Below are 21425 nucleotides of genomic sequence, written 5' to 3'. Positions count from 1 at the left end.
GAATGAAAAAAATACTAGCCACTAACCACTGTTTACTTACTTCTTAAACGAAGGCTTCTTGAAGCCTTTACCGTGTGAACGGCGGCTGGCGAGGTTTATTTCGCCGCTGTTGAAGCGGTTCTTGTCTTCGACATTGCGGTGTTCGCGGAACGGCGCATTCTGCTGGTTCCCGCGGCGATCCCCATTGCGATCGAAATCTCGGCGGTCTTCGAATACATTGCTTCGGCGGTCAAAGTCGCGGCGATTCTCGCGCGGTTCATATCGCGTTTCAAAACGTTGTTCTCGGCGATTCTCGCCAAAGCGTTCGCGGCCTTCGTAGCGGTCCCCGCGCATTCCTAGGCGCATTTCGCGATTATCCTCCCAGCGGTCCCCGCGCGGCTCGTACCCTTCATCTCGCCAACGATTCTTGACCTTCTCTTTTTTCGGGCGTAATGCATTCGTGCGTTCGTCGCGCTTTTGCATTTCGCGGTTGCGGAAGTCTTCGTTTTCTTCGCGTTCCTTGCTGGGGAAGTATTCCTTGCCTTCGGCCATTGCCGTGCGGCTCAGCAACAAGCGGCTGACCTTACCCATCTTGAGCCGTTCCAAGACTTCGCGCAGATGCGGGCGGTTTGCGGGGATGTACCAGAAGAAGAATTGCTTCTGGTTCGCCTTTTCTTCGGGCGTTTTCGCGACAAAGAGCGGCTTTCCGTCCGGCGTCATTTCAGCGTAGAACATCTCGGTCGCAATCGTCATCGGCGTTGGTGTAAAGTCTTGAACTTGTTCCAACTGGAAACCCAATTGCTTTGTTTCGAGCGCAAGTTCAGCCATGTCGGCTTCGGTGCATCCCGGATGGCTACTGATAAAGTACGGAATCAGTTGCTGCTTTTTACCGATGCGTTTGCATTCGTCGTCAAAGAATTCCTTGAACTTGTGAAACAGCGTAAAGCTCGGCTTGCGCATCAGTTTCAGCACGGCGTCGCTTGTGTGCTCCGGCGCAACCTTCAAGCGGCCGCTCACGTGGTAGTCGATGAGTTCGCGGGCGTATTCTTCGTGGTCCTTGCGGAGTTCTTCGTCATCCGTCTCCTGCAAGAGCATGTCGTAACGAACGCCGCTTCCGATGAACAGATGCTTCACTTTCGGATGGTTGCGCACTTCGCGATAAAGGCTCAAGATTTCGGCGTGGTGCGTGTCCATGTTGTCGCAAATCTTGGGTGTAAGGCAACTTGCACGAGCGCACTTTTGGCAACGGCTCGGGTCGCGTCCACGCATGTTGTACATATTTGCGCTAGGGCCGCCGAGGTCTGTGATTGTTCCGGCAAATCCTTCCATCTGCGTCACGATTTCGACTTCGCGCAGAATGCTTTCGCGGCTACGGCTTGCGATGAATTTGCCCTGGTGTGCGTTGATGGCGCAGAAACTGCAACCGCCAAAACAGCCGCGGTGCGTGTTGATGCTGAACTTGATCATGTCGAACGCCGGAATGTTGCCGCGCTTTTTGTAGCGCGGGTGCGGTTCGCGGGCGTAGGGGTATTCAAAGCTTTCGTCGAGTTCGCCGTATTCCATCGGCGGGTACGCGGGGTTAATCACCACGGTCTGTTCGGCGACATCTTGCAGAATGCGGCGCTGGAACCACTTGTTACATTCGATATCCACTTGGCGGCAGTTCTCGATTTGATTCCGCTTGCTTTCTAGGCATTCCTCGTAGCTGTACAAACGCAAGTCTTCCCAATTGCTGTTCTTCGGAACGTTCCCTTTAGGCGCCAAGTAGGCAGTTTGCGGAACAGAATTCAGGCTCGAGAACGGAACGCCTTTTTTGAGCAAACGAACGATTTCTTTCAGCGGCTTTTCGCCCATGCCGTAAACGAGAATATCGGCCTGCGTATCGAACAAAATACTCGGCTTGAGTCTGTTGCTCCAGTAGTCGTAATGCGTCACGCGGCGAAGGCTCGATTCGAGACCTCCAATGAGCAGCGGCACATCGGGGTAGAGCATCTTCAAAATTTTTGCGTATGTGTATGTCGCGTAATCCGGGCGGAATCCGGCCTTGTTCCCCGGCGTGAAGGCGTCGTCACTGCGGAGGCGCTTTGCTGCGGTGTAGTGGTTCACCATGGAGTCCATGCCGCTCGAAATGGCAAAGAAAAGTCTCGGCTTCCCAAGCTTCTTGAAATCGCGCAAGTCGTCGCGCCAGTTCGGCTGCGGCAAAATCGCCACGCGCAAACCCTCGTGTTCCAAAAGTCGTCCGACAACCGCATGCCCAAAGCAAGGGTGGTCCACGTAGGCGTCGGCGCTGATGATAATCACGTCAACGTAATCCCAACCGAGTTCGTCCAGGTCTTCTTTGCAAATGGGTAAAAATCGAGGATCGTACATAATGGAACTTTGGAGTTGAGGGTTTTAAGTCAAAGATAGAAAACGCGAATGCAGGCGGAATTTATTTTCGTCTTACTCAGCGTTTCCTTTGACGCAACGGACAGAAAGCCCGTATTTGTTTTTGTTTTGGGGCCAAAGGGTTGCGCCGTCGGATTCGTTGAAACTAGCCGCATAGAAGGAAGGATCTTCAAATTCTGTTGATGTCCAAAATAAAGCGTATTCGTTGTACGAATGGAATCCGTCTGTGTAGTGAATTCCTGCTGCAACGACGGAAAATCCGTTGGGATCCTTGTTGACCTTGCCCCATGTTTCGGCTGCTTTTAATTCGCCTCCGGAGCAATTGAAAATGAGAACAGAGTCTTGATAAAGTTCAACGTTGCAAGAGTGGTCATTTAAAAGTTCCGCCCATTCATCGGCGGTGGGCAAATGCCAGCCTTCAGGACAAACTTTTTGAGCGGCTTCCCAAGTGTAAAGGCGGCCAAGTTCTTGACAGTGTTCGGGGTTGTTGGCGTAGCACCAACTGGATTCTTCGCTGCCCTTTTCGGTCTCGATTTTATAGTTCATGTTTTGTGCGGTCCACACATGGTTACTGATGACGAGGGTGCGGTAAACCTGGTTGTCGCGCTTGTCTAGCATTTCGCCGTAAGAAATGTCTGTATTCAGGTATTCCATGGTGACGCAGTCGTATTGGTCGCAATTGTAAAAGCGGAGCTCGGCACTGGACTTTGGCGCCTCAGAACTAGAACTTTCTTCACTGCTGGAACTGGCGGGTTTTGAGCTAGAAGACTGGGCGCTAGAACTGGAAGATTTAGGTATTGGCTTGGAACTGCTCGAGCAGTCTTTGGCCTTGCTTGAAGATGACTGTTTGCTTGATGAACTTTTGATTTCAATTTTATTTGAAAAGTAAAGATCCTTTTTTTTGGAACGGTATATGCTAGAAGAACTTTTGCTAGGTGATTTATCGATAATCTCAATGATTTCGATGGAGCCAGAAGGTTGGTCGTCGCGGATATTGCCTGTTTCGTGCGCATCGGTAACGTCGTCACTGCATGCGCTTGTGACGATTCCCCCCAAGACGGCCATTGCGTATATCCATATCCTGTGCATTCTATAAAAGTATATATAATAACGCTCTAAATGTCACGCGTTTTATTCAATTCGCGTTCTTCCGCTTCGCGCATGGAGTAGACGCACCCGCAAAAATTCTGGCGGTAGAGGTTGTATTCGTGCGAGAGCTGGATGGAACGCTTGTAACCGCCCTTCTTCTTGAAATCGCTTGGGAGCCGCTTGATGCCGTAAATGTCGCACTGTTCCTGTACGACCTCGTTGAGCACTTGGGCGTCCTTCATCGGGCTTATGGTGAGCGTCGTCGTGAAGTAGTCGCAATTCAGTTCCTTGGCGAGTCTTGCGGATTCAGCAAGGCGGAGCTCAAAGCATTTGCGGCAGCGCTTGCCTCCTTCGGGTTCTTTTTCGAGCCCGCGGGCAACATCGTAAAACTTTTTCGGGTCGTATTCGCCTTCGACAAGCGTAACTGGGTACTTTGTCTTAAATTCAGCGACAAAGCGCTTGATTTCGTTCACGCGATGCTGGTATTCTTCGGCGGGGGCGATGTTCGGGTTGTAGTAGAAAAGTGTAATCTTGAAGTATTGGGAAAGGTATTCGATGGTGTAGCTGCTGCACGGCGCGCAACACGCATGCAACAAGAGCGTCGGCACTTCACCCGTGCGTTCAAGCCTGCGTATGATGCGGTCCAAATCGACCTGGTAATTGTGCTTGGGATGGCCTTTGTCATGCCCGATTTGGTCGGGTATCTCCTTTTCGCGCTGAACAATGTGCGTTTGATCCTTTTCGGCCATATATTACTCCCAGCTTAAAGTGCCAAAAGCAGTAATCCAGAAGCAGATGGTCGAGGCGATTGCGAGCGGTCCCATCACATGGCGTTCCTGGGCACTCAAGCTAAAGAATACCGTTGCCGTGTAAAAAGTCAGGTAAACAGCGTAGAAAAATGCGAGGATGCGCACAATCCCAAACGGGATCGTCTCCGGCAGCACGTGCCCGGCACTTAAAATCGTAAAAAGTGCCACAAATTGCATGATAATCGGCAATATGAATGCCTTGCGGACCTCCTGGGGAACGACCTTGTGGCGGCCGTTCATGGCGTACATGCCTAGCGGTGCCCCAAGCGCAAGCGCTATGTTCAGTGCGATGGAGGGCAAAAAGACGATAGATCCGATAATTGCAGCGATGTAAAACATATCCCTAAGATAAAAAAAAAGGACTCCTTCAGGCAAAGGAGGTAACCTAAAGGAGTCTGAGAGTGTTTGGGTATTAATAATAATAGATTTCTTAAGAGCGATAGATTGGATTATTCCAAAAAATAGTGGTTACAATTGTATCCACGTTTGTTTGAAGTGGCCTAATTGGGGCAAAATGTTTCAAAAATTGAGGCTTGCTTGGATGTGGGCGAAATTTGGCTTGAATGGCTTGGTTTGGGTCTTTTTAAAGGCGAACACGAAATCGCAACCAAGCGGTGCAGTGTGGAGTGAAACCTCGTTTTGGACGGAAATGCCCCTGGCGGGGGTGGTTTCGGGGAATGCGACTGTTAGCTTGGCGAGTGCCAGGTGAGTGCGGTAGCTTGCCGCAAGCTCAATTTTGGGTAATTTGGAACTTTGGTTGCGGTTATAGCGGAACTTTGCGCTCGCATTGAAGGCGAAAGTGTCCCATGCGGATTGGATTGAGCCCTTCCATTCGGTGTTTTGGCAGTTCTCGGCGGCTTCGATGCAGGTCACGTTTATGCTTGGTCGTAAATGGGCGGGGCCGGATTCCAGGGAGAGCTTGAACCTTGCGCTCACGGAGTCGGTGCCAACGGGGCTTAGGAGTCGCGCTTTGGCGGATAGGACCATGTTTAGCGCTTCGGGCCATTTTGCGGAAAATGTTTGCGATGCCCAGAGCCAGTTTTCGGCAATGCCTTTGCTCAGGTTGAGCCCTTGTGGAACGGTGTCGCCGTGGATATAGGCGGTTGTTTTCCATGTTAGCCATTTTTCATCGTTTTGCAGCTGAATTTTGACGAGTGGCCGATTTTGCCCGAACTGGTACCAGGCGGAAATTTGCCCAAGTGTCGTGTGGGCTTGTAGCGCAATGGCGGTGGCATTTGAAAATTTCCAGAATGAACCCGAGATTTCAGTGGAACGGCTTGCGAGAAATGATAATCGCGTTTGGAATGTCTTTGCCGTATCAAAGAATGTGCCGAGCCGGAACTTGCCGATGGGGAAGAGGAGTGCGGCTCCCCACAGGGTGTCTAGCGGTAAGTGGCTATGAAGTTCTAAAGTGGAAATTTGTCCGAAATACGATTCGAAGTTGTCGCGGCGGTAAGAAAGTAGCTCTTGTGAACCTAGACGCAATTTGAAATAGTAGAACTGGAGTTGCAATTCTTTGCGGTGTTTTTTCAAATGCCCCTCGGAATCGTACTGGCCCTTCCACGATGCGCGGCCATGTGGAACGATGGATGCAATAGTGGAGGCATGTGTCGCTTTTGTTGCCCGTGGTACATTCTCTTTTTTGTGCTTTCGTTTGTTGTGCGGCCTCTTTTCTTTTTTGATTTGGCAGGGTTCCTGTGCATAGACCTCTGCAAGTAGGCAGGCTTCGTCGTAGTTATCTTCTTCGAGTCGCGAGAAGATTTCATCGGCCTGCTCGGCGGTGATGAGACCGTCGTCCCACCATTCGAATACCTGGGCGGCGTCAAAAGGCGGTTGTGCGGATTCTTGTTGTAGAGCTGTCGAATCAAGGGCTTGTGCACATGCCTTTGGGGTGTCTACCGTAAAAAATGCAAGGGCGAGAATGATGAGTAATTTTTGCAAAGGGAACCTCCGTTATATATACACGCTTGAACGGAGGTTTTGGCCCGTTTTTTTATTGCAAAACTTTTCTAACTTTTGGGCATGGCAAATTCATCTTGGTCAAAGAATTCCAAACCTCGCAGTGGTGCGAGTGCGCTTGGCAAGGATTTTATCCCCCACATGAAGGCTCCGCGTACGGAGTTTCCGCTTTTTAACGGCAAGCGTGTGACGCCCTCTCTTGCAGGGCTCGACAAGCTTTTGCATTACTACGGTGTGGAACTTCAGCAGGAAACCTTGAAGCAGATTTGGGAATTCCACCAGTTGCTCCGTGCGAATAATGATGACCAGGATTTGACCCGCCTTAACGCTTTTGAGACGATGGTGGAGCGCCATTATGCCGACTGCACGCTCATCAACGCTTACGTGCCAAAGTGGCCTGCTCGCATGATTGACGTCGGTAGTGGTGCCGGTTTCCCGGGAATCCCGCTCAAGATTGTGAATCCGTCCATTCGACTTACGTTGTGCGAACCGCGCCCGAATCGTATCAACTTCCTCAACATGGTCATCGAAAAGATGGGCCTCAAGGGAATTGACGTGTTCGGCCACAAGGTCACGAGCCGCAGCATGACTATCCCTGTCGATGGCGTGATTAGCCGAGCTTTTGAGCTCATGGAAAAGACGCTCCCTCGCATTGCAAATTCTTTGAAGGTCGGCGGCCGCGTGTACTTTATGAAGGGCCCTGCGGTTGCAGACGAACTAAAAACGTTCTATCCAGAAGATTTCGGCTACAAGTTTGTCGGGAAGCATTTCTATACCATCCCGAACAGCACTCAGGACCGCGCACTGATTATTCTTGAACGCGTGGAATAAACGTAAAATATTTCTGTTATCGTATAAAAAAGATGCCCGCTCTCGTTGGCGGGCATCTCCTTTTTTCGCTGAATGTTAACAGGCGACGTAGTCGCGATTTTTTCTGCCTACTGTCTACTTTCTACTGCGGCGAAACCGCCAAGTTTTAACTAATGACCAGTGACTAATGACTGATAACTAGCAGCCTAGAACTTAAACAGCAAGCCGAATCTCATCTGGCCATCGCGAACGCCATCGGCACGGCCTACGTTCTTGATTGTAGCCCAGTCGAACTGCAACACGTCGGAAAGCATCACGCCTACACCGAAGTCTACTTCGTTGCGTTTGCCCACGCGGTCGTAGAGGTAGCCTAAGCGGAGAGCGATTGTATTAGAATAAATGAATTCCGTACCGAAGTTGAAAACGCCCTGGAGGAGTGTATTGACATCGTCATCATCGGGGGCAAAGAGGTCTTTCCAACAGGCGATGTAGAACGGTTCCGGATTGCCCTTGTCATCGTCCATCACGACTTCGCGGTTGTAATCGAATGCGACAGTCCACTTGTAGTCTGCCATGCTGAGAATCTCGTAAGAGAGGCCGAGGCGCCAGGTAAGGGGAATCGGGTCTTCGATGGTCTTATCGACGTAGTACACGCTCGGGCCGATGTTGGCAAGGACTAATGCGAAGTTCAATTTCGGGATGAAGAGGTTCTTTTTCAAGACGCCAATGTCAAATGCATAACCGAACGTAGTGGCTTCTTCTTCGCCTGCGCCTGCGCCAGAGCTCAGGTCGGAATAGAAGAACTTGATGGAGAGGCCGAGGCCCCAGTCGTTCGGGAAGCGCGTACCGTAGCTCACGCCGCCGACGATTTCAGAACTGTTGTAAGCTACGAGGTCATCGGCATCCAGGTCGCCAGAAACGACGGTTGAGCCGAACGAGACGAAGTTCACGGATACACCGAGCGTTCCCCAGTCATTCAGCGGAATGGTCATGCCGCCGTAGAGGTGGTAAAGGTCCGGGATGTTCAAAACTGGCAAAAGCTTTTCGTAGAAGGCGGTGAGCTGGTAGTCGGCATCCTTGTACTGTTCCATGCCGTTTGCCGTGCTGAACCACACGTCGTTCCCTTCGGGGAGGACTTCCCAGACCTTGTTTGTCGAAAGGCCGTTGCCCTGGTGGTAGTGCGTCCATTCGTCGTCGCGCTTTGTCGCTTCCGGGTCTTCTTTGGAACTGCGTTCAAGTTCTGCCTTACGGCCGCTGGCGGTGGCGTAATCAGGCAAGTGGCGCCAGACGCCAAGGTCGGTTGCAATCCAGATGGCGCCCTTGCGGTCCACAGAAACGTCGTTTACGGTGTTATTCGCAAACTGCACTTGTTCCCACTTGCGCAGTGTAAAGTGCGAGAGACCGCCCTTGTGCGCTGCCCAGACATGGCCCGAACTGTCGACGGCGAGTGCAGTCGGGGTGAGGTCCATGATGCCGTCTTCAAGGTTGAACAGGCTCCAGCGGTCCTTGTCGTTAGCGCTCTTTTTCGGGGTGAGGCGTGCAACACCTGCGCCATCGACGGCTACGTAAAGTTCCTTGCGGTTTTCGGACCAGACGAGTGCGTTAATTTTTTGACTCGGGAGGACCTTGCCCTTCTGTTCGAAGGCGCCGTTGCGGTAGACGAAGAGACCGTTGTCTGTACCGATCCAGAGGGAGGCGCCCTGCTTTGCAAGTGCGGTCACGCGGCGTTCGCCGAGTTCCGTTTCAAAGGATTTCCAGCTCTTGCCGTCAAAGCGGTAAAGGCCCTTGGGGGTACCTACCCAGAGCTTTTCGGTAAGGCTTTCGTAGAGGATGGCGGTGATGGTGTCCTTGACGACGAGGTCCCAGGGCATCTTGACTTCGACCACGTGCGATTCGTCGTCGGCATTTTTCACGTCGTTGAATGCTTTCACGACTCGGGTGTATTCGTCGAGACCGCGTTCCGAGCCAACGTAGGTGCGTACGGCGTCCTTAATCTTGGCGTTCCCTTGCAAGGTGACGGAGTAGTAGTTGACCCACTGTTCGCCATCGAACTTGAGAATGCCCTGCGTGGTGCCTGCCCAGAGTTCGCTTTTGTCGAAGAACCCGTTCTTGGAGCGGGATGCCATGTGCGTGAAGAACGGCGTTTGCTTGGCGTCTGCTTTGTAAGAAGTGCGCCATTCGTCAGCGAGAGGCCCGAATGCAAGCCCTGCCGGGTTGTAGTACATGGCGGTTGCGTCATCGGCAAGTGCGGCACCGACTTCGCCCATACCTAGCTGGCGTGCGCCAACGGGCATCTGGAGGGTGATGATGGCCGAACCTGTGGCGAGTGCCATGGCAGGTGCCAAAAGAATAGCAGATAATAATGACTTACGCAAGTTGCCTCCAATCCGGGACGTTGTAAGTGTTTCCGTGTGTCGGGATCACAGCCTTCCATCCGGATTTGCTCGGGTTTTCCCAGGGCTGCTTCGGTAAAAGCTTACAGTCGCAGCCCAAAACATAAGGTGGTAAAATTTCCGCGTGATTGCGAATCTGTTCGCGGGTGATGAAATTTTCCTCACTCACGAATTTACAATAATTCTTGCCCTTGGGACCAATCACGATTCTGTAAGTCGCGACCCCTTGCTTGTCCCCTTCGTCAATCGTCTTGATTGTTTCTTCCAGCGTCTGGTTCCACTGCTCGATGTAGGCCAACCTTTGTTCTGGAGTCAAATTCTGGGTCTCAAGCCAAGCCCTGATGGATGCTTCGGAGGGCTTCACTGCGGTGAGCGTCTCGCGGGCGGGTCGGCCGATGGCGGCGTATTGCCCCGATACGTCGATAATGGGTTTTGTCGTTTCTTTTTCATCGGAATTGTGCATGCCTACATAAATTCCAATCCCGGCGAGGACGATGGACAATAGCACAATCGCAATGACGATGATGATTGATAGCATATTTAAATCCGTTTACGATAAATCCTTACTCTCAAAAACTAGCATTTTCTATTTTATAAGGCAGGAGATATTATGTCAAAATTAAAGTTTTTTATAGTGATGCTTGCTTGTTGTACTGCCTGGGCCGTCCCGTTTAAGGTCGAAACGCTCAAGGAGGGCGCGGGAGAGTCCATTCGTGCAGGTCAGTTGATTAAGGTCCATTATAAAGGTTATTTGGCGGTCGATAGCGCAATGGTGAACAAGGCCGCAACGGATTCGACGGTCGAGGCTCCCTATTTTGCAAACTCTTATTACAGCGAACAGCCGCTGGAATTCACGATTGGCGTGGGTCAGGTGATTGAAGGCTGGGACAAGGGCCTTGTCGGCATGAAGATTGGTGAGGTGCGCAAGCTCTCGGTGCCCTCCGTGATGGCTTATGGCGACAACTCTCTCGAAGGCATTCCGCCTAATAGCGACTTGATGTTCGTTGTTGAACTTGTCCATGCCGAAAAGCCGCTCGAAGCAGACAAATTCCCGGCTAATGTAGATAAACTCAAATGGCGTGACATGGGCCGCGGGCTCAAGGTCTACGATGAAAAGGCGGGTAGTGGCAAGCTGAACGCTGCGGGTAACGTAATTAAGGTTCATTACACGGGCTGGCTTCTCTCCGGTCGCAAGTTCGGTAGCTCTAAGGATTTGGGCAAGCCGCTCGAAGCTGTGATGGGCGCCGGCAAGATGATCAAGGGCTGGGAAACGGGTCTTGAAGGGATGCGCGAGGGCGGCGTTCGCTGGTTGCGCGTGTCGCCGGCAATGGGCTATGGCGCTACGGCGTTCTCGATGATCCCGCCGAACTCTACGCTTTTGTTCCGTGTCGAGATGGTTTCTAGCGATGTGGATCCGGAACTGGCAAAGCACATGGATTTCTTCCCGGATACAACACTCCTCAAGTACGAAAATGGCCCGGAAGGTTTACGTTATGCTATCGTGAAGCCGGGCGAAGGCGAACCGGCCCGTTCTGGTCACCGCGCCATTGTGCATTACACAGGCTGGATGGTGAATGGTTACAAGTTCGACAGTTCCCGCGATCGCGGTCAGCCGTTTGCATTTGAACTCGGTGCGGGTAACGTGATCCGCGGCTGGGAGCTCGGCGTGCAGGGCATGCTCCCCGGCGAAAAGAGAATCCTCGTGGTGCCGCCTGGCCTTGGCTACGGCAGCCGCGGTGCAGGTCCGATTCCTGGCGGTGCAACGCTCATCTTTGCCGTGGAATACCTCGGAGAGGAATAGCGGCGGAGCCGCAGCAGGCAGGAATACTGCTATCGGAAAATGTTTGGAAAAGTCCGCTTCGGCGGACTTTTTTGTGGGGCAAAATGGGGGCGTCGGTTGTAAATACGCCTGTTTTGAATAAACTAACTCGCTACTGGAAATCGAAAAATTGAAAAATGGTTGTTTTTTACGTGAAAAACGATGAAAAATTGTTCGTATTCACGTAAAATTTTACACAAAGTAATCGATTTTCTCTGAAAAAGCCTGTTTTTACCCCCTATATATGTCCATTTGCTTTATAAAACGCCCTTATTTCCACAAAAAAGAAGACGAAATGATGAAAAAGACCAAAAATATTTCGTATAAAGTAATGATTTTACGTGAAAAATGGTGAAAAATAAGCTGAGTTCACGTAAATTTCGCCATTTTCTCAAAAAACGCCATTTTAATCCATTCTGCGCATTTATTATCTTATGACCATCGGCTACTCCGTTGACAAAATATCCATACCAAATGTTTACATTGTAGGTCTTCGGTGTTCTGTTTTAAATATTTTAGATATTGATGGTTACTTTTTCTGACATAGCGGATTACCGCGACTTCTTGAAGGAATTCTACGACAGGCGCAAGGTCGAGATGCCCTTCTACAGCTACCGCATGATGGGTGATAAGCTCGGGCTAGACTCCAGCTATCTCTATCGCGTATTGCAAAAGAAGCAGCACTTGCCTGCTCATGCATTACCTGCGGCAAAGGAAATCCTTGCGCTGAGTGGTCGCGAGGCCGAATACTTCGACCTCCTGTATTCTGCTGCTGTCAGCAAGGATAAGACCAAGCGCGAAGAACTCATGGCGAAGGCACTCTCGCTGCGCGACGTGGAACGCCATTCTTTGCAGGCTGCTGAACTTAAACTCCTCGAAAACTGGTGGATTCCTGCGGTACGCGCCTACCTGGAATTGAACGGTGGTGTTGTAAACGTCAAGCAGATTGCTAAGGATATCTGCCCGCCGATCACTGAGGAACAGGCTCTCGAAGCCATTGAAACTTTGAAGAGCGTCGGTCTCGTGAAGAAGCTTGCATCGGGCAAGCTCGCACTCACCGAAGCCCATTTGACAGTAGGGGGGCCCGAAAAGGCGAAGGCTGTGCGCAATTTCCAGCGCCAGGTGTTGAGCCTTGCGAGCGATGCGCTCGAAAACGTCCCCGTCAATGAACGCAATATTTCTACACTGACCCTATCTGTAGACCAGTCCTGCTTCGAGGATTTGGGCGACATGTTGAGGGAATTCCGCCGTCTAGTCCAAAAAAGAGTAGACGGAGCCAAGAATCCTGATCGTGTTATGCAGCTTTCTATGGCTTTTTATCCGGTTGCCCGTAAAGGAGGGGCATCGGAAAATACTATAATAAAAGGGGAAGGTGCAGGAGTAAAAAAATGATTAAACGGGCGTGGACATACGGATTGGCGATGTTGGCACTGTGCAATGTCGCCTGCGATAGCGGTCGTACCGCAGGATCGTCGATGGAAACGGAAAATTCCATCGCGGTGCTTACTCAATTGGCCGATGGCACGCCTGCTGCACGTATGGACGTTATTGTCCGCCCTGAATCTTATTTGTCGGGTGCAACCGAACTGGGTTCGGACTCCCTCTACCAGTTGCACTTTGAAACCGACGAACAGGGCCGAGTGGTTCTGTCTGATGTCCCGACTGGTTCTTATATAATTGAAGCCCGCAGTGATTCCTTGAATTTGAAGGGCTTTGTAAAGATTGCATACGTCGAATCTGATTCCACGACACCTTTGACAGTCGAAGTCTCGGAACCGACCAAGGTCTCCGGTCGTGTCGGTCTTCCGCAGTTGGTCCGCCGTTCTGCAACAGTTTCTGTTCAGGGGTTGGACTATCAGGTCCCGATGGATTCCTCGGGCTATTTTGAGTTTGAATCGCTCCCGAACGGCAATGTCGAAATTGTCGCTTTCGTGAACGAAGCTGATGCTGACTCGGTCACGGAATATGGCCGCATTGAGGCTGACGTTGGTGCGCCATCTGGCGAAGGCGCCCTTTACCTTGGTGACTCTGCATACGTCAAGAAATATTTTGTATTTGATGACTTTGAAAATGGCGCCGGCGCGTGGGAAGCTGCTGCATCGCTCAACGCGGAGGTCACCTTTAATATTGAATCGGCAGGTCTTGGTCGCGAAGGCAAGGCTGCACACTTTATCTGTAAACGCGATTCTGCGGCTCAGTGGGACTGGGCGCTTATCGGTCGTGAACTGGGTGGCTATGTCAACTTGAGCGATCTGGATTCTATCCGCTTCTGGGTCCGCGTCTCGACTCCGTCGAGAATTTCGTTCTCGTTCGACAGGTTCGTGAATGACGATTCCGTGACGAGTTCCGATAATATCAAGTCTTGGCGCCATTTCGAGGCGGATACGGTCTGGACGCAGTTTACCGTGATTCCGGCGGAACTGGATACGGCCGACAGCAATGGCGGTAACTACGGCTGGGAAGCGGTGAAGGACAGTGTCACAAAGATTGGCATCTTCGGTGCTATGGATACGGAAGTCTGGGTGGACGATATCGAAGTCTTTGGCTACGGTATCTTTGACCCGTACGCCCCGGTTGTGAAGAAGAGCGTTGTCCGGAAAGAAGAATAGATTTATCCACTATTGACATTTTATCAATGGACCTGCATCGCTTTGCAGGTCTTTTTTTGTTGTTTGATGATAGATTTAAAATGGATGGATTGGCGGTGTATGGCTAGTCCGAAGGAGTGTGTATGAACATGAAACGTTTGGCTGCACTGGGCTTACTTGCTGGCTTTGGAGTAAGTGCGCTTGCTGACAACCCTATTTCTAGCTATCACTATCTGGCAGACCCCTCTTGCGCCTCTGACGGTGATACCTTCTACATCTTGACCGATGTGGATGATTATAACAACCAGACAAACTGGAACTACGATATTGTTGGCCTTTACGCCTTCACGTCTGAAGACATGAAGAACTGGACTGATCACGGCATGATTTTCCGTTCGAGGCGTGAATTCGGCAATTACCCGAACAACACTTGGGCTTCGGGCATTGCCGTGAAAAACGGCAAGGTTTACATTGTTTACCCTGATGGTGCAAGCGGCGTGGGCATGATTACCGCTCCGGCTATCGATGGTCCTTATACCGACCCGGTCAAGGAAACCCATGGCGTCAATAGAATTGCAGGTGGCGGTAGCTTGATTGGTAGCTGCGACGGCATTGCGCACTGCTTTGACCCGGGCATCTTGATTGATGACGACGGCAAGGGTTACGTGATTTTCGGTGGTGGCGAAAGCTCCAGCCGCCCGTATGGCAACAACTTTGACATTATCAGCTTTACCGAAAGCAATGGCAAGATTACTTTCGACAAGAACTCCTTGAAGAAGGTTTCTTTGCCGAACTCTTTTGAAGCTCCTTACCTGCACAAGAAGGGTAGCACTTATTACTTGAGCTTCAACAACCGTAGCCAGGTGATTGACTATGGTATGTCCAACAATATTTGGGGGCCTTATACCTTCGTAGGTACGGTTATTCCGGGAATTGGCTCCGTGCCTGATGCGCACGGCGAAGGTGGTAACAACCACCAGGGCTTTGCTCCGTTCAAGGACAAGTGGTATGCCGTTTACCACGACCGTCGCCTGGTGACTTCCGATAACCACCCGGCTGCAACGACGCAGCAGGGCGTGCGCTCCGAAAACCCGAACTACGAAAACCACAGAAGCGTGTCCATCGACGAACTCACGTGGAATGGCGACAAGATGAACAAGCTCACCTTCACACGTGAAGGACCAAAGCAGATTAAGAACTTCGACCCGTACAAGACCTATAAGGCAACGACGAGTTCCAAGCAAATGAACATCCGTAGCCGTACCGACTGGACCAAGGGCCAGCCGGTCAAGCACGTGCTCTTGCCGCTTACGAGCCGTAGCGAATCCTGGATCCGCGTTACTGGCGTGGACTTCGGTAAAGGTGCTGAAAACCTCCGCATCAAGGCCGCAAACGTGGGCGATGGCAACAAGATTGAAATTCATACGGGTAGTGCGACGGGTACGCTCGCCGGTACTTGCGAACTTGCAAAGACCGCCAATAACATGACCTTCGTGGATAACGATTGCGAAATGAAGGGCCTTACGGGCGTTATCGACCAGGTGTTCTTCGTGTTCAAGAACAATGGCAAGGACTCTACCATGGGCGTTCTTGAATGGGAATTCCAGGGTACGAAGCGCGAACCTGAACCGCAGACTCCGTTTGGCGGCAAGGCTTGGGCGATCCCGGGCAAGATCGAAATGGAAAACTTCGATGAACCGGGTTATGGCGCTGGCAACGATTCTTATAGCGAAAACGATTCCGATGACCACGGTGCCGAAAGCAATGGCGGCAAGAGCTACCGCGAAGGTACCGGCGTCGATATCTACAAGAAGGCGACGGGTTACGTTGTCGGTTACAACCAGGCCGATGAATGGCTGGAATATACTGTGAATGTCGAAAAGGAAGGCGACTACACGATGTTTGCTGCTGTGGCTTCTGCCAATGCGACCTCTGGCTTTAAGCTCTCCATCGATGGCGACGATATTACGGAATCGATTTCTGTCCCGAAGAACGATGGCGAAGAAAACTATGACGACTACAGCAAGGTGAAGGCTAATGTGAAGCTCCCGTCGGGTAAGCATATCCTCCGCTTTACCGTGACTGGCGACTGGATGGACATCGACTACATCCAGTTTGCAGCAGGCAAGGATGCCAAGGACCCGGATGAAGGTGGCGAAGTGGGTATCCGTCAGATGGTTCGCATGAATGCAATCGCTGCTGCAACTTACGACGTGTTTGACTTGACCGGTAAGAAGGTCTCTAGCTTCACGGCCCATAGCATGGACGAAGCGAAGAACATGCTTCGTGGTGGCGCCCAGGCTAATGTGCAGGGCGTGTGCATCATCCGCAACCGTGGCACTGGCATGATGGCTAAGGTCCGCATGACGCGCTAGATTTTCCTCACTCACACCTCCATCTAAAAGGGCTTCTCGAAAGAGGAGCCTTTTTTGCATCCAGCTTCCTACCGCCTACTTCCTACTGTCTACTAATCCATTGACGTTTTGTCCATAAATCTTTTGGCGTGTTCAGGGCTATTTTGTGATTTTGGACATACTTTTAGATTGGATGGATTGACGGTGTATGGTCGATCCTAAGGAGTGTTATGAAACTACTTAAGAAAGCAACGATGTTTGGACTCTTGGCGGGCTTTGGAGTAAGCGCTCTCGCTGACAACCCGATTTCTACTTACCACTACTTGGCTGACCCGGGTGCAGCCGCTGACGATGATTACTTCTACATCATCACGGACTCCGATGACCCGGCTCCGTACAATTCTAACGGTTACAAGATTTACGCCCTTTATGCATTCCGCAGTAGGGATATGCAGAACTGGACCGACTTCGGCATTATTTACGATGCCCGTAAGGTGAGCGGCATTAACGACATTTGGGCTTCTGGCATTGCCGTGCATAACGGCACGTTCTACATCGTGTTCCCCGATGGCGGTGGCGGTGGCATTGGCTACATCAAGGCTCCTGCAATTGAAGGCCCCTGGACAAACGCCGTGGGCCAGGGCAAGGATAAGCTTGTCGGTGGCCGAGGCATTATCGGTTGCGATGGCGTTTCTTGGTGCTTTGACCCGGGTATCTTTATTGATGACGACGGTACGACCTACGTGACGTGGGGCGGTGGCGAAAGCAATAGCCGTCCGAATACAGACAACTTTGATATCGTCAAGCTGAACGATGCGAAGAATGCCCCGGTGGGCAACGGTTCCCATGTGAAGGTGAACAACTTGCCGACCCGCAAGATGCTCGAAGCTTCTTACATCCACAAGCATAAGGGTACTTACTACTTCTCTTACAGTACCGGCTGGCAGCAAGGCGCTCCGACGATTGACTATGGCACGTCTAACAACGTCATGGGACCGTACACCTGGAAGGGTACGATTCTTGGCGACCCGAGCATGAACGGCCGTAGCATCAACGGCAACAACAACCATCATGGTATTGCCGAATTCAAGGGCCATTCTTACGTTGTCTATCATGACCGCCGTATCGCGAAGGGCCACAACGGCTTGGAAATTATCCCGGCGGATGATGGCAAGGCAAAACCGAACGAAGGTTACCACCGTAGCGTTTCTGTTGATGAAATGTTCTACAATGCTGACGGCACCATTCAGACGGTGAAGGTGACGGATGAAGGTCCGGCACAGATTGAAAACTTTGACCCGTACGATTGGTATCCGGCACTCACGAGCTCCAAGCAGAAGGGCATCCGCAGCCGCTCTAACTTTGTGCAGGGCAAGGCCGCTGACCATGTGATGCTCCCGCTTTCGAGCAAGGAAGCTTGGCTCCGCGTGTCGGGCGTGGACTTTGGCGCTGGCGCAACGGGCTTTACCGTTGAAGCCGCAAGCACGACTGATGGTAACAAGGTCGAAATCCGCTCGGGTTCTGCAACGGGTACGCTTGCGGGTACTTGCACCATCAAGAATACCGGCAACAAGAACACCTATGCCGAAAACAAGTGCGAAGTTGAAGGCCTCAAGGGCATTGTAAAGCAGTTGTTCCTCGTGTTCAAGGGTAATCAGGATTCGACCATGGCAGTCAAGGCCTGGGGCTTCGAAGGCAGTGGCACGACTCCGCCGGAACCGCAGAAGCCGTTTAGCGGTAAGGCTTGGGAAATCCCGGGCAAGATTGAAATGGAAGACTTTGACATTCCGGGCTCTGGCCGCGGTAGCGAAATCAAGTCCTACAGCGAAAACGATTCCGAAGACCACGGTGCCGAAAGCAACGGCGGCAAGAGCTACCGCGAAGACACTGGCGTCGATATCTACAAGAAGGCTACGGGCTACGTCGTGGGCTACAACCAGTCCGGCGAATGGCTCGAATACACCGTGAACGTCAAGGAAGATGGCGACTACACGATGTTTGCATCTGTGGCTACGGACAATTCCACGGCTAGCTTTACGCTCGCCATTGACGACAAGTCCATCGCCGAAGTTCCGGTTTCCGGTGACAGCTGGGATGACTTTGTGAAGGTCAAGGCCAATGTGAAGCTCACGGCCGGTGAACATGTCCTGCGCTTCACTGTTACGGGCGACTGGTTCGATATCGACTACATGCAGTTTGCTGCTGGCAAGAATGCTACGGATCCGGACGACGAAACGATTGGTATCAAAGGCTTCAGGGTGCTTGGTGCCGATGCAGTCGCAAACTTCGACGTGTTCGATCTGAACGGCAAGAAGATTACGAGCTTCACGGCTCGCCACATCCACGAAGCTAAGAAGCTCTGGCGCGATAATGCCATGTCCAAGAGCGTGCAGGGCGTTTGCATCATCCGTAACCGTAACAACGGCGCGGTGGCAAGAGTAAGAACGACTCGTTAAGAGGGAAATTCCCACTTACAGTCCACTTCCTACTTCCTACCGCCTACTTCCTACTGATTTATTGACTTTTTATCCATGAGACCTACGATTTTTCGTGGGTCTTTTGGCATTTCTGAGGATAGTTTTATAAAAAACGGGATGGCGGTGTGTTTGGTCGATCCCAAGGAGTGAACAATGAGATTACTGAAACGTTTAACGATGGCTGGCTTGCTGGCGGGCTTTGGTGTGGGCGCGCTTGCAGACAACCCGATTTCGAGTTACCACTATTTGGCGGACCCGGGTGCCGCTGCCGATGATACTTATTTCTATGTCATAACCGACTCGGATGACCCTGCTGCATCGAATGCCAATGGCTATAATATCAAGGCCCTTTACGGTTTCCGCACGAAGGATATGAAGAACTGGACCGACTTCGGTATCATTTACGATGCCCGCAAGGTCGATGGCATTGGCGATATCTGGGCGTCTGGCATTGCGGTGAACCCGAATGACCACAGACTTTACATTGTGTTCCCGGATGGCGGTGGTGGCGGTGTCGGCCTTATCGGTGCCGACAGCATTGCAGGCCCGTGGACAAACCCGGTCTCTGGCAACAAGAAGCTCATCAACAACTGGGGTGGCGGTCTTGCAGACTGCGACGGTATCGGTTGGTGCTTTGACCCGGCAATCTTCTTCGATGACGATGGCACGGGCTATTTCACGTTCGGTGGCGGTAGTAGCAATTCCCGCCCGGCAAACGACAACAACAATAACATCTTCAATATTTACAAGTTCAACAAGGATATGAAGGGCTTCGATGTGAGCTCCAAGACCAACCTGAAAATTGGCGGTCCGAAGGCGATGGAAGCATCATACATCCATAAGTATAAGGGTAATTACTATCTCTCTTATAGTACGGCCGACTTGCGCATTGCATACGGCATGTCCAAGAACCCGATGGGTCCTTACGAATACAAGGGTATCTTCATGGGGAACCCGAATATTAACGGCCAGAACATCAATGCGAACAATAATAACCACCATGGCATTGCAGAATTCAAGGGCCACTGGTACGTGGCTTACCATGACCGCCGCATTGCAAACGGTTATGACGGCCTCGAAAAAATCCCGGCAGACGATGGCAAGCCGAATCCGGTGCCGGCTTTCCACCGCAGCGTAAGCGTTGACGAGTTTTTCTACAACAATGACGGTACCATGAAGTCGCTGACCTTCACGAAGGAAGGCCCGAAGCAGATTGAAAACTTCGATCCGTATGACTGGTACCCGGCTTTGACGAGTTCCAAGCAGAAGGGCATTCGCAGCCGTTCGAACTGGGCTCCGGGCAAGGTCGCCGAACATTTGCTGCTTCCGCTTTCGACGAAGGAATCCTGGATTCGCGTGAGTGGCGTGGACTTTGGTACGGCGGCAACGGGCTTTGTGGTTCAGGCGGCAAGCGCTGCTGATGGCAACAAGATTGAAATTCATTCGGGCTCTGCTACAGGTACGCTCGCTGGCACTTGTACGCTCAAGAATACCGGCAACAAGAACACTTTTGCAGAAAATTCCTGCGAAGTGACCGGCCTCAAGGGCATCGTAGATGAAATTTTCCTCGTGTTCAAGGGCTCTCAGGACTCCACCATGGCAATTAAGGCATGGGGCTTTGAAGGTAGCGGCACAACTCCGCCGACTCCGCAAGTTCCCTACGATAGCGTCGCCGTGAAGCTCCCGGCAAAGATTGAAGCTGAAAAGTACGACATCCCGGGCACGGGTCGCGGTGGCGATGTGGATTCTTACAGCGATAACGATTCCGAAAACCAGGGCGATGCCAAGTTCCGCGAAGATTTGGGCGTTGACATTGTCGAAGGTGGCACGGGCATGGCGATTGGCTATACCGCATCTGGCGAATGGCTTGAATATACGGTCGAAGTCCCGGAAGACGGCGATTATGCGATTAAGGCCTCGGCTTCTACTGGCATGGAAAGCGCGAGCTTCTGCTTCTTGGTGGACGGCAAGGCTGTTGGCGATACCATTACGGTTCCGCAGACCGGTGAAGACTGGAGCGTCTACAAGGAATTCGATGGTGGCAAGGCGAAACTTACTAAGGGCACTCATGTAATCCGTCTCGTGATTACTGGCGACAACGTAAACGTCGATTGGTTCTCCCTTGGCGATGTGGAAAAGATGGGTATCAGGAACGCAGTGAGGTTCCAGACGAGCGGTTCCCGCGAATTCCGCGTGTATAGCGTGAGCGGAAAGCTCATGGGCACTGTGGAACTCGCCGGAAAGAAGGCTAGCGAAGCCCTCCAGAGTGCAGGTTTCAACAAAGGCGTTTACATGCTCAAGAGCATTGACGGCCGCAAGACTTTCATGACTTCTGTCGCAAGATAAAATTCATATAATTCCGAAACCAAATAACAGGAACACCTCGGGCACCCCGGGGTGTTTTTGCAAATGACTCGCAACTTTCCTAATCCCCCCATTACCAAAATGTCAATGATAAATATTTGGAAAAATGCCTTTTGGGCGTTTGGAGTTTCTAAATTCCATATTGGAAAGCCTTGCTGTTTTGCAGGCGAAAAATTTGGGATGTTTTTGAGTTTGCGATAGGCTATTGTTTACGGCCTTGTAGGGCGCCTGAAGCCCAAACGATCCTCCTAAACCACACACCCTAATGGCGCTGAATGGCGTCATTACACCTCGGGACGAACGTTCCGAGGTGTTTTGTTTACATCTCCTAATATAATGCGTGTAATTTAATGAAAAAAAACAAAAAAAATAATCGTCGAGAGAATAAAGCGTCGG

General features: G+C 51.5%; 14 protein-coding genes. 7 read left to right on the top strand and 7 right to left on the bottom strand.

Annotated elements, in window-relative coordinates; translation table 11 throughout:
- Nucleotides 1-36: 36 nt before the first annotated feature.
- The 5 genes from B3A20_RS01105 to B3A20_RS01085 all read right to left on the bottom strand — a co-directional run bounded on the left by B3A20_RS01105 (nt 37) and on the right by B3A20_RS01085 (nt 6206).
- On the bottom strand, nt 37-2349 hold the full coding sequence (locus B3A20_RS01105; RefSeq protein ID WP_290760942.1) for a YgiQ family radical SAM protein: 2313 nt from the start codon (nt 2347-2349) through the stop codon (nt 37-39).
- Nucleotides 2350-2421: 72 nt separating this feature from the next.
- The gene (locus B3A20_RS01100) at nt 2422-3432 is read right to left on the bottom strand and encodes an FISUMP domain-containing protein (RefSeq protein ID WP_290760941.1); all 1011 of its coding nucleotides are present in this window, start codon (nt 3430-3432) and stop codon (nt 2422-2424) included.
- Between the two features lie 50 nt (nt 3433-3482).
- A complete protein-coding gene (locus B3A20_RS01095; RefSeq protein ID WP_290760939.1) occupies nt 3483-4205 on the bottom strand; it encodes an epoxyqueuosine reductase QueH in 723 nt (240 codons plus the stop codon).
- Between the two features lie 3 nt (nt 4206-4208).
- A complete protein-coding gene (locus tag B3A20_RS01090; RefSeq protein WP_290760937.1) occupies nt 4209-4604 on the bottom strand; it encodes a hypothetical protein in 396 nt (131 codons plus the stop codon).
- A gap of 180 nt (nt 4605-4784) precedes the next feature.
- Nucleotides 4785-6206, bottom strand: coding sequence for a hypothetical protein (locus B3A20_RS01085; protein WP_290760935.1), 1422 nt, complete (start codon nt 6204-6206; stop codon nt 4785-4787).
- Between the two features lie 81 nt (nt 6207-6287).
- Between B3A20_RS01085 and rsmG the strand changes: the two genes are divergently transcribed.
- Entirely contained in the window at nt 6288-7055 is a 768-nt protein-coding gene (gene rsmG, locus B3A20_RS01080; protein WP_290760933.1) for a 16S rRNA (guanine(527)-N(7))-methyltransferase RsmG, read from the top strand.
- A gap of 185 nt (nt 7056-7240) precedes the next feature.
- On the opposite strand, the gene B3A20_RS01075 is transcribed toward rsmG, so the two are convergent.
- The gene (locus tag B3A20_RS01075) at nt 7241-9409 is read right to left on the bottom strand and encodes a PorV/PorQ family protein (RefSeq protein ID WP_290760931.1); all 2169 of its coding nucleotides are present in this window, start codon (nt 9407-9409) and stop codon (nt 7241-7243) included.
- Entirely contained in the window at nt 9402-9965 is a 564-nt protein-coding gene (locus B3A20_RS01070; RefSeq protein ID WP_290760929.1) for a hypothetical protein, read from the bottom strand. Before B3A20_RS01070 ends, B3A20_RS01075 begins: the two co-directional genes overlap by 8 nt.
- 72 nt (nt 9966-10037) lie before the next feature.
- On the opposite strand from B3A20_RS01070, the gene B3A20_RS01065 reads away from it, so the two are divergent.
- The 6 genes from B3A20_RS01065 to B3A20_RS01040 all read left to right on the top strand — a co-directional run bounded on the left by B3A20_RS01065 (nt 10038) and on the right by B3A20_RS01040 (nt 21011).
- A complete protein-coding gene (locus tag B3A20_RS01065) occupies nt 10038-11228 on the top strand; it encodes an FKBP-type peptidyl-prolyl cis-trans isomerase (RefSeq protein WP_290760927.1) in 1191 nt (396 codons plus the stop codon).
- Between the two features lie 543 nt (nt 11229-11771).
- Nucleotides 11772-12638, top strand: a complete 867-nt coding sequence (locus B3A20_RS01060) for a DUF4423 domain-containing protein (RefSeq protein WP_173560975.1) — start codon at nt 11772-11774, stop codon at nt 12636-12638.
- The gene (locus tag B3A20_RS01055; protein WP_290760923.1) at nt 12635-13855 is read left to right on the top strand and encodes a hypothetical protein; all 1221 of its coding nucleotides are present in this window, start codon (nt 12635-12637) and stop codon (nt 13853-13855) included. Before B3A20_RS01060 ends, B3A20_RS01055 begins: the two co-directional genes overlap by 4 nt.
- Before the next feature lie 122 nt (nt 13856-13977).
- On the top strand, nt 13978-16209 hold the full coding sequence (locus B3A20_RS01050) for a carbohydrate-binding protein (protein WP_290760921.1): 2232 nt from the start codon (nt 13978-13980) through the stop codon (nt 16207-16209).
- A gap of 209 nt (nt 16210-16418) precedes the next feature.
- Nucleotides 16419-18644 carry a carbohydrate-binding protein gene (locus tag B3A20_RS01045; RefSeq protein ID WP_290760919.1) on the top strand — a complete coding sequence of 742 codons (2226 nt, stop codon included), beginning with the start codon at nt 16419-16421 and terminating at the stop codon, nt 18642-18644.
- A gap of 174 nt (nt 18645-18818) precedes the next feature.
- Nucleotides 18819-21011 carry a carbohydrate-binding protein gene (locus B3A20_RS01040; protein WP_290760918.1) on the top strand — a complete coding sequence of 731 codons (2193 nt, stop codon included), beginning with the start codon at nt 18819-18821 and terminating at the stop codon, nt 21009-21011.
- The last annotated feature ends 414 nt before the right edge of the window (nt 21012-21425 follow it).

Origin of the sequence: Fibrobacter sp. UBA4297 (assembly GCF_002394865.1) — a bacterium.
GTDB lineage: Bacteria > Fibrobacterota > Fibrobacteria > Fibrobacterales > Fibrobacteraceae > Fibrobacter.
Note: the sequence above shows the minus strand (reverse complement) of the source record. Positions and strands in the feature narration are given on the sequence as shown.

Coding starts and splice junctions, on each gene's coding strand:
- B3A20_RS01105 (WP_290760942.1), bottom strand. CDS start 2,349: ATGTACGATCCTCGATTTTTACCCATTTGCAAAGAAGACCTGGACGAA.
- B3A20_RS01100 (WP_290760941.1), bottom strand. CDS start 3,432: ATGGCCGTCTTGGGGGGAATCGTCACAAGCGCATGCAGTGACGACGTT.
- B3A20_RS01095 (WP_290760939.1), bottom strand. CDS start 4,205: ATGGCCGAAAAGGATCAAACGCACATTGTTCAGCGCGAAAAGGAGATA.
- B3A20_RS01090 (WP_290760937.1), bottom strand. CDS start 4,604: ATGTTTTACATCGCTGCAATTATCGGATCTATCGTCTTTTTGCCCTCC.
- rsmG (WP_290760933.1), top strand. CDS start 6,288: ATGGCAAATTCATCTTGGTCAAAGAATTCCAAACCTCGCAGTGGTGCG.
- B3A20_RS01070 (WP_290760929.1), bottom strand. CDS start 9,965: ATGCTATCAATCATCATCGTCATTGCGATTGTGCTATTGTCCATCGTC.
- B3A20_RS01065 (WP_290760927.1), top strand. CDS start 10,038: ATGTCAAAATTAAAGTTTTTTATAGTGATGCTTGCTTGTTGTACTGCC.
- B3A20_RS01060 (WP_173560975.1), top strand. CDS start 11,772: ATGGTTACTTTTTCTGACATAGCGGATTACCGCGACTTCTTGAAGGAA.
- B3A20_RS01055 (WP_290760923.1), top strand. CDS start 12,635: ATGATTAAACGGGCGTGGACATACGGATTGGCGATGTTGGCACTGTGC.
- B3A20_RS01050 (WP_290760921.1), top strand. CDS start 13,978: ATGAACATGAAACGTTTGGCTGCACTGGGCTTACTTGCTGGCTTTGGA.
- B3A20_RS01045 (WP_290760919.1), top strand. CDS start 16,419: ATGAAACTACTTAAGAAAGCAACGATGTTTGGACTCTTGGCGGGCTTT.
- B3A20_RS01040 (WP_290760918.1), top strand. CDS start 18,819: ATGAGATTACTGAAACGTTTAACGATGGCTGGCTTGCTGGCGGGCTTT.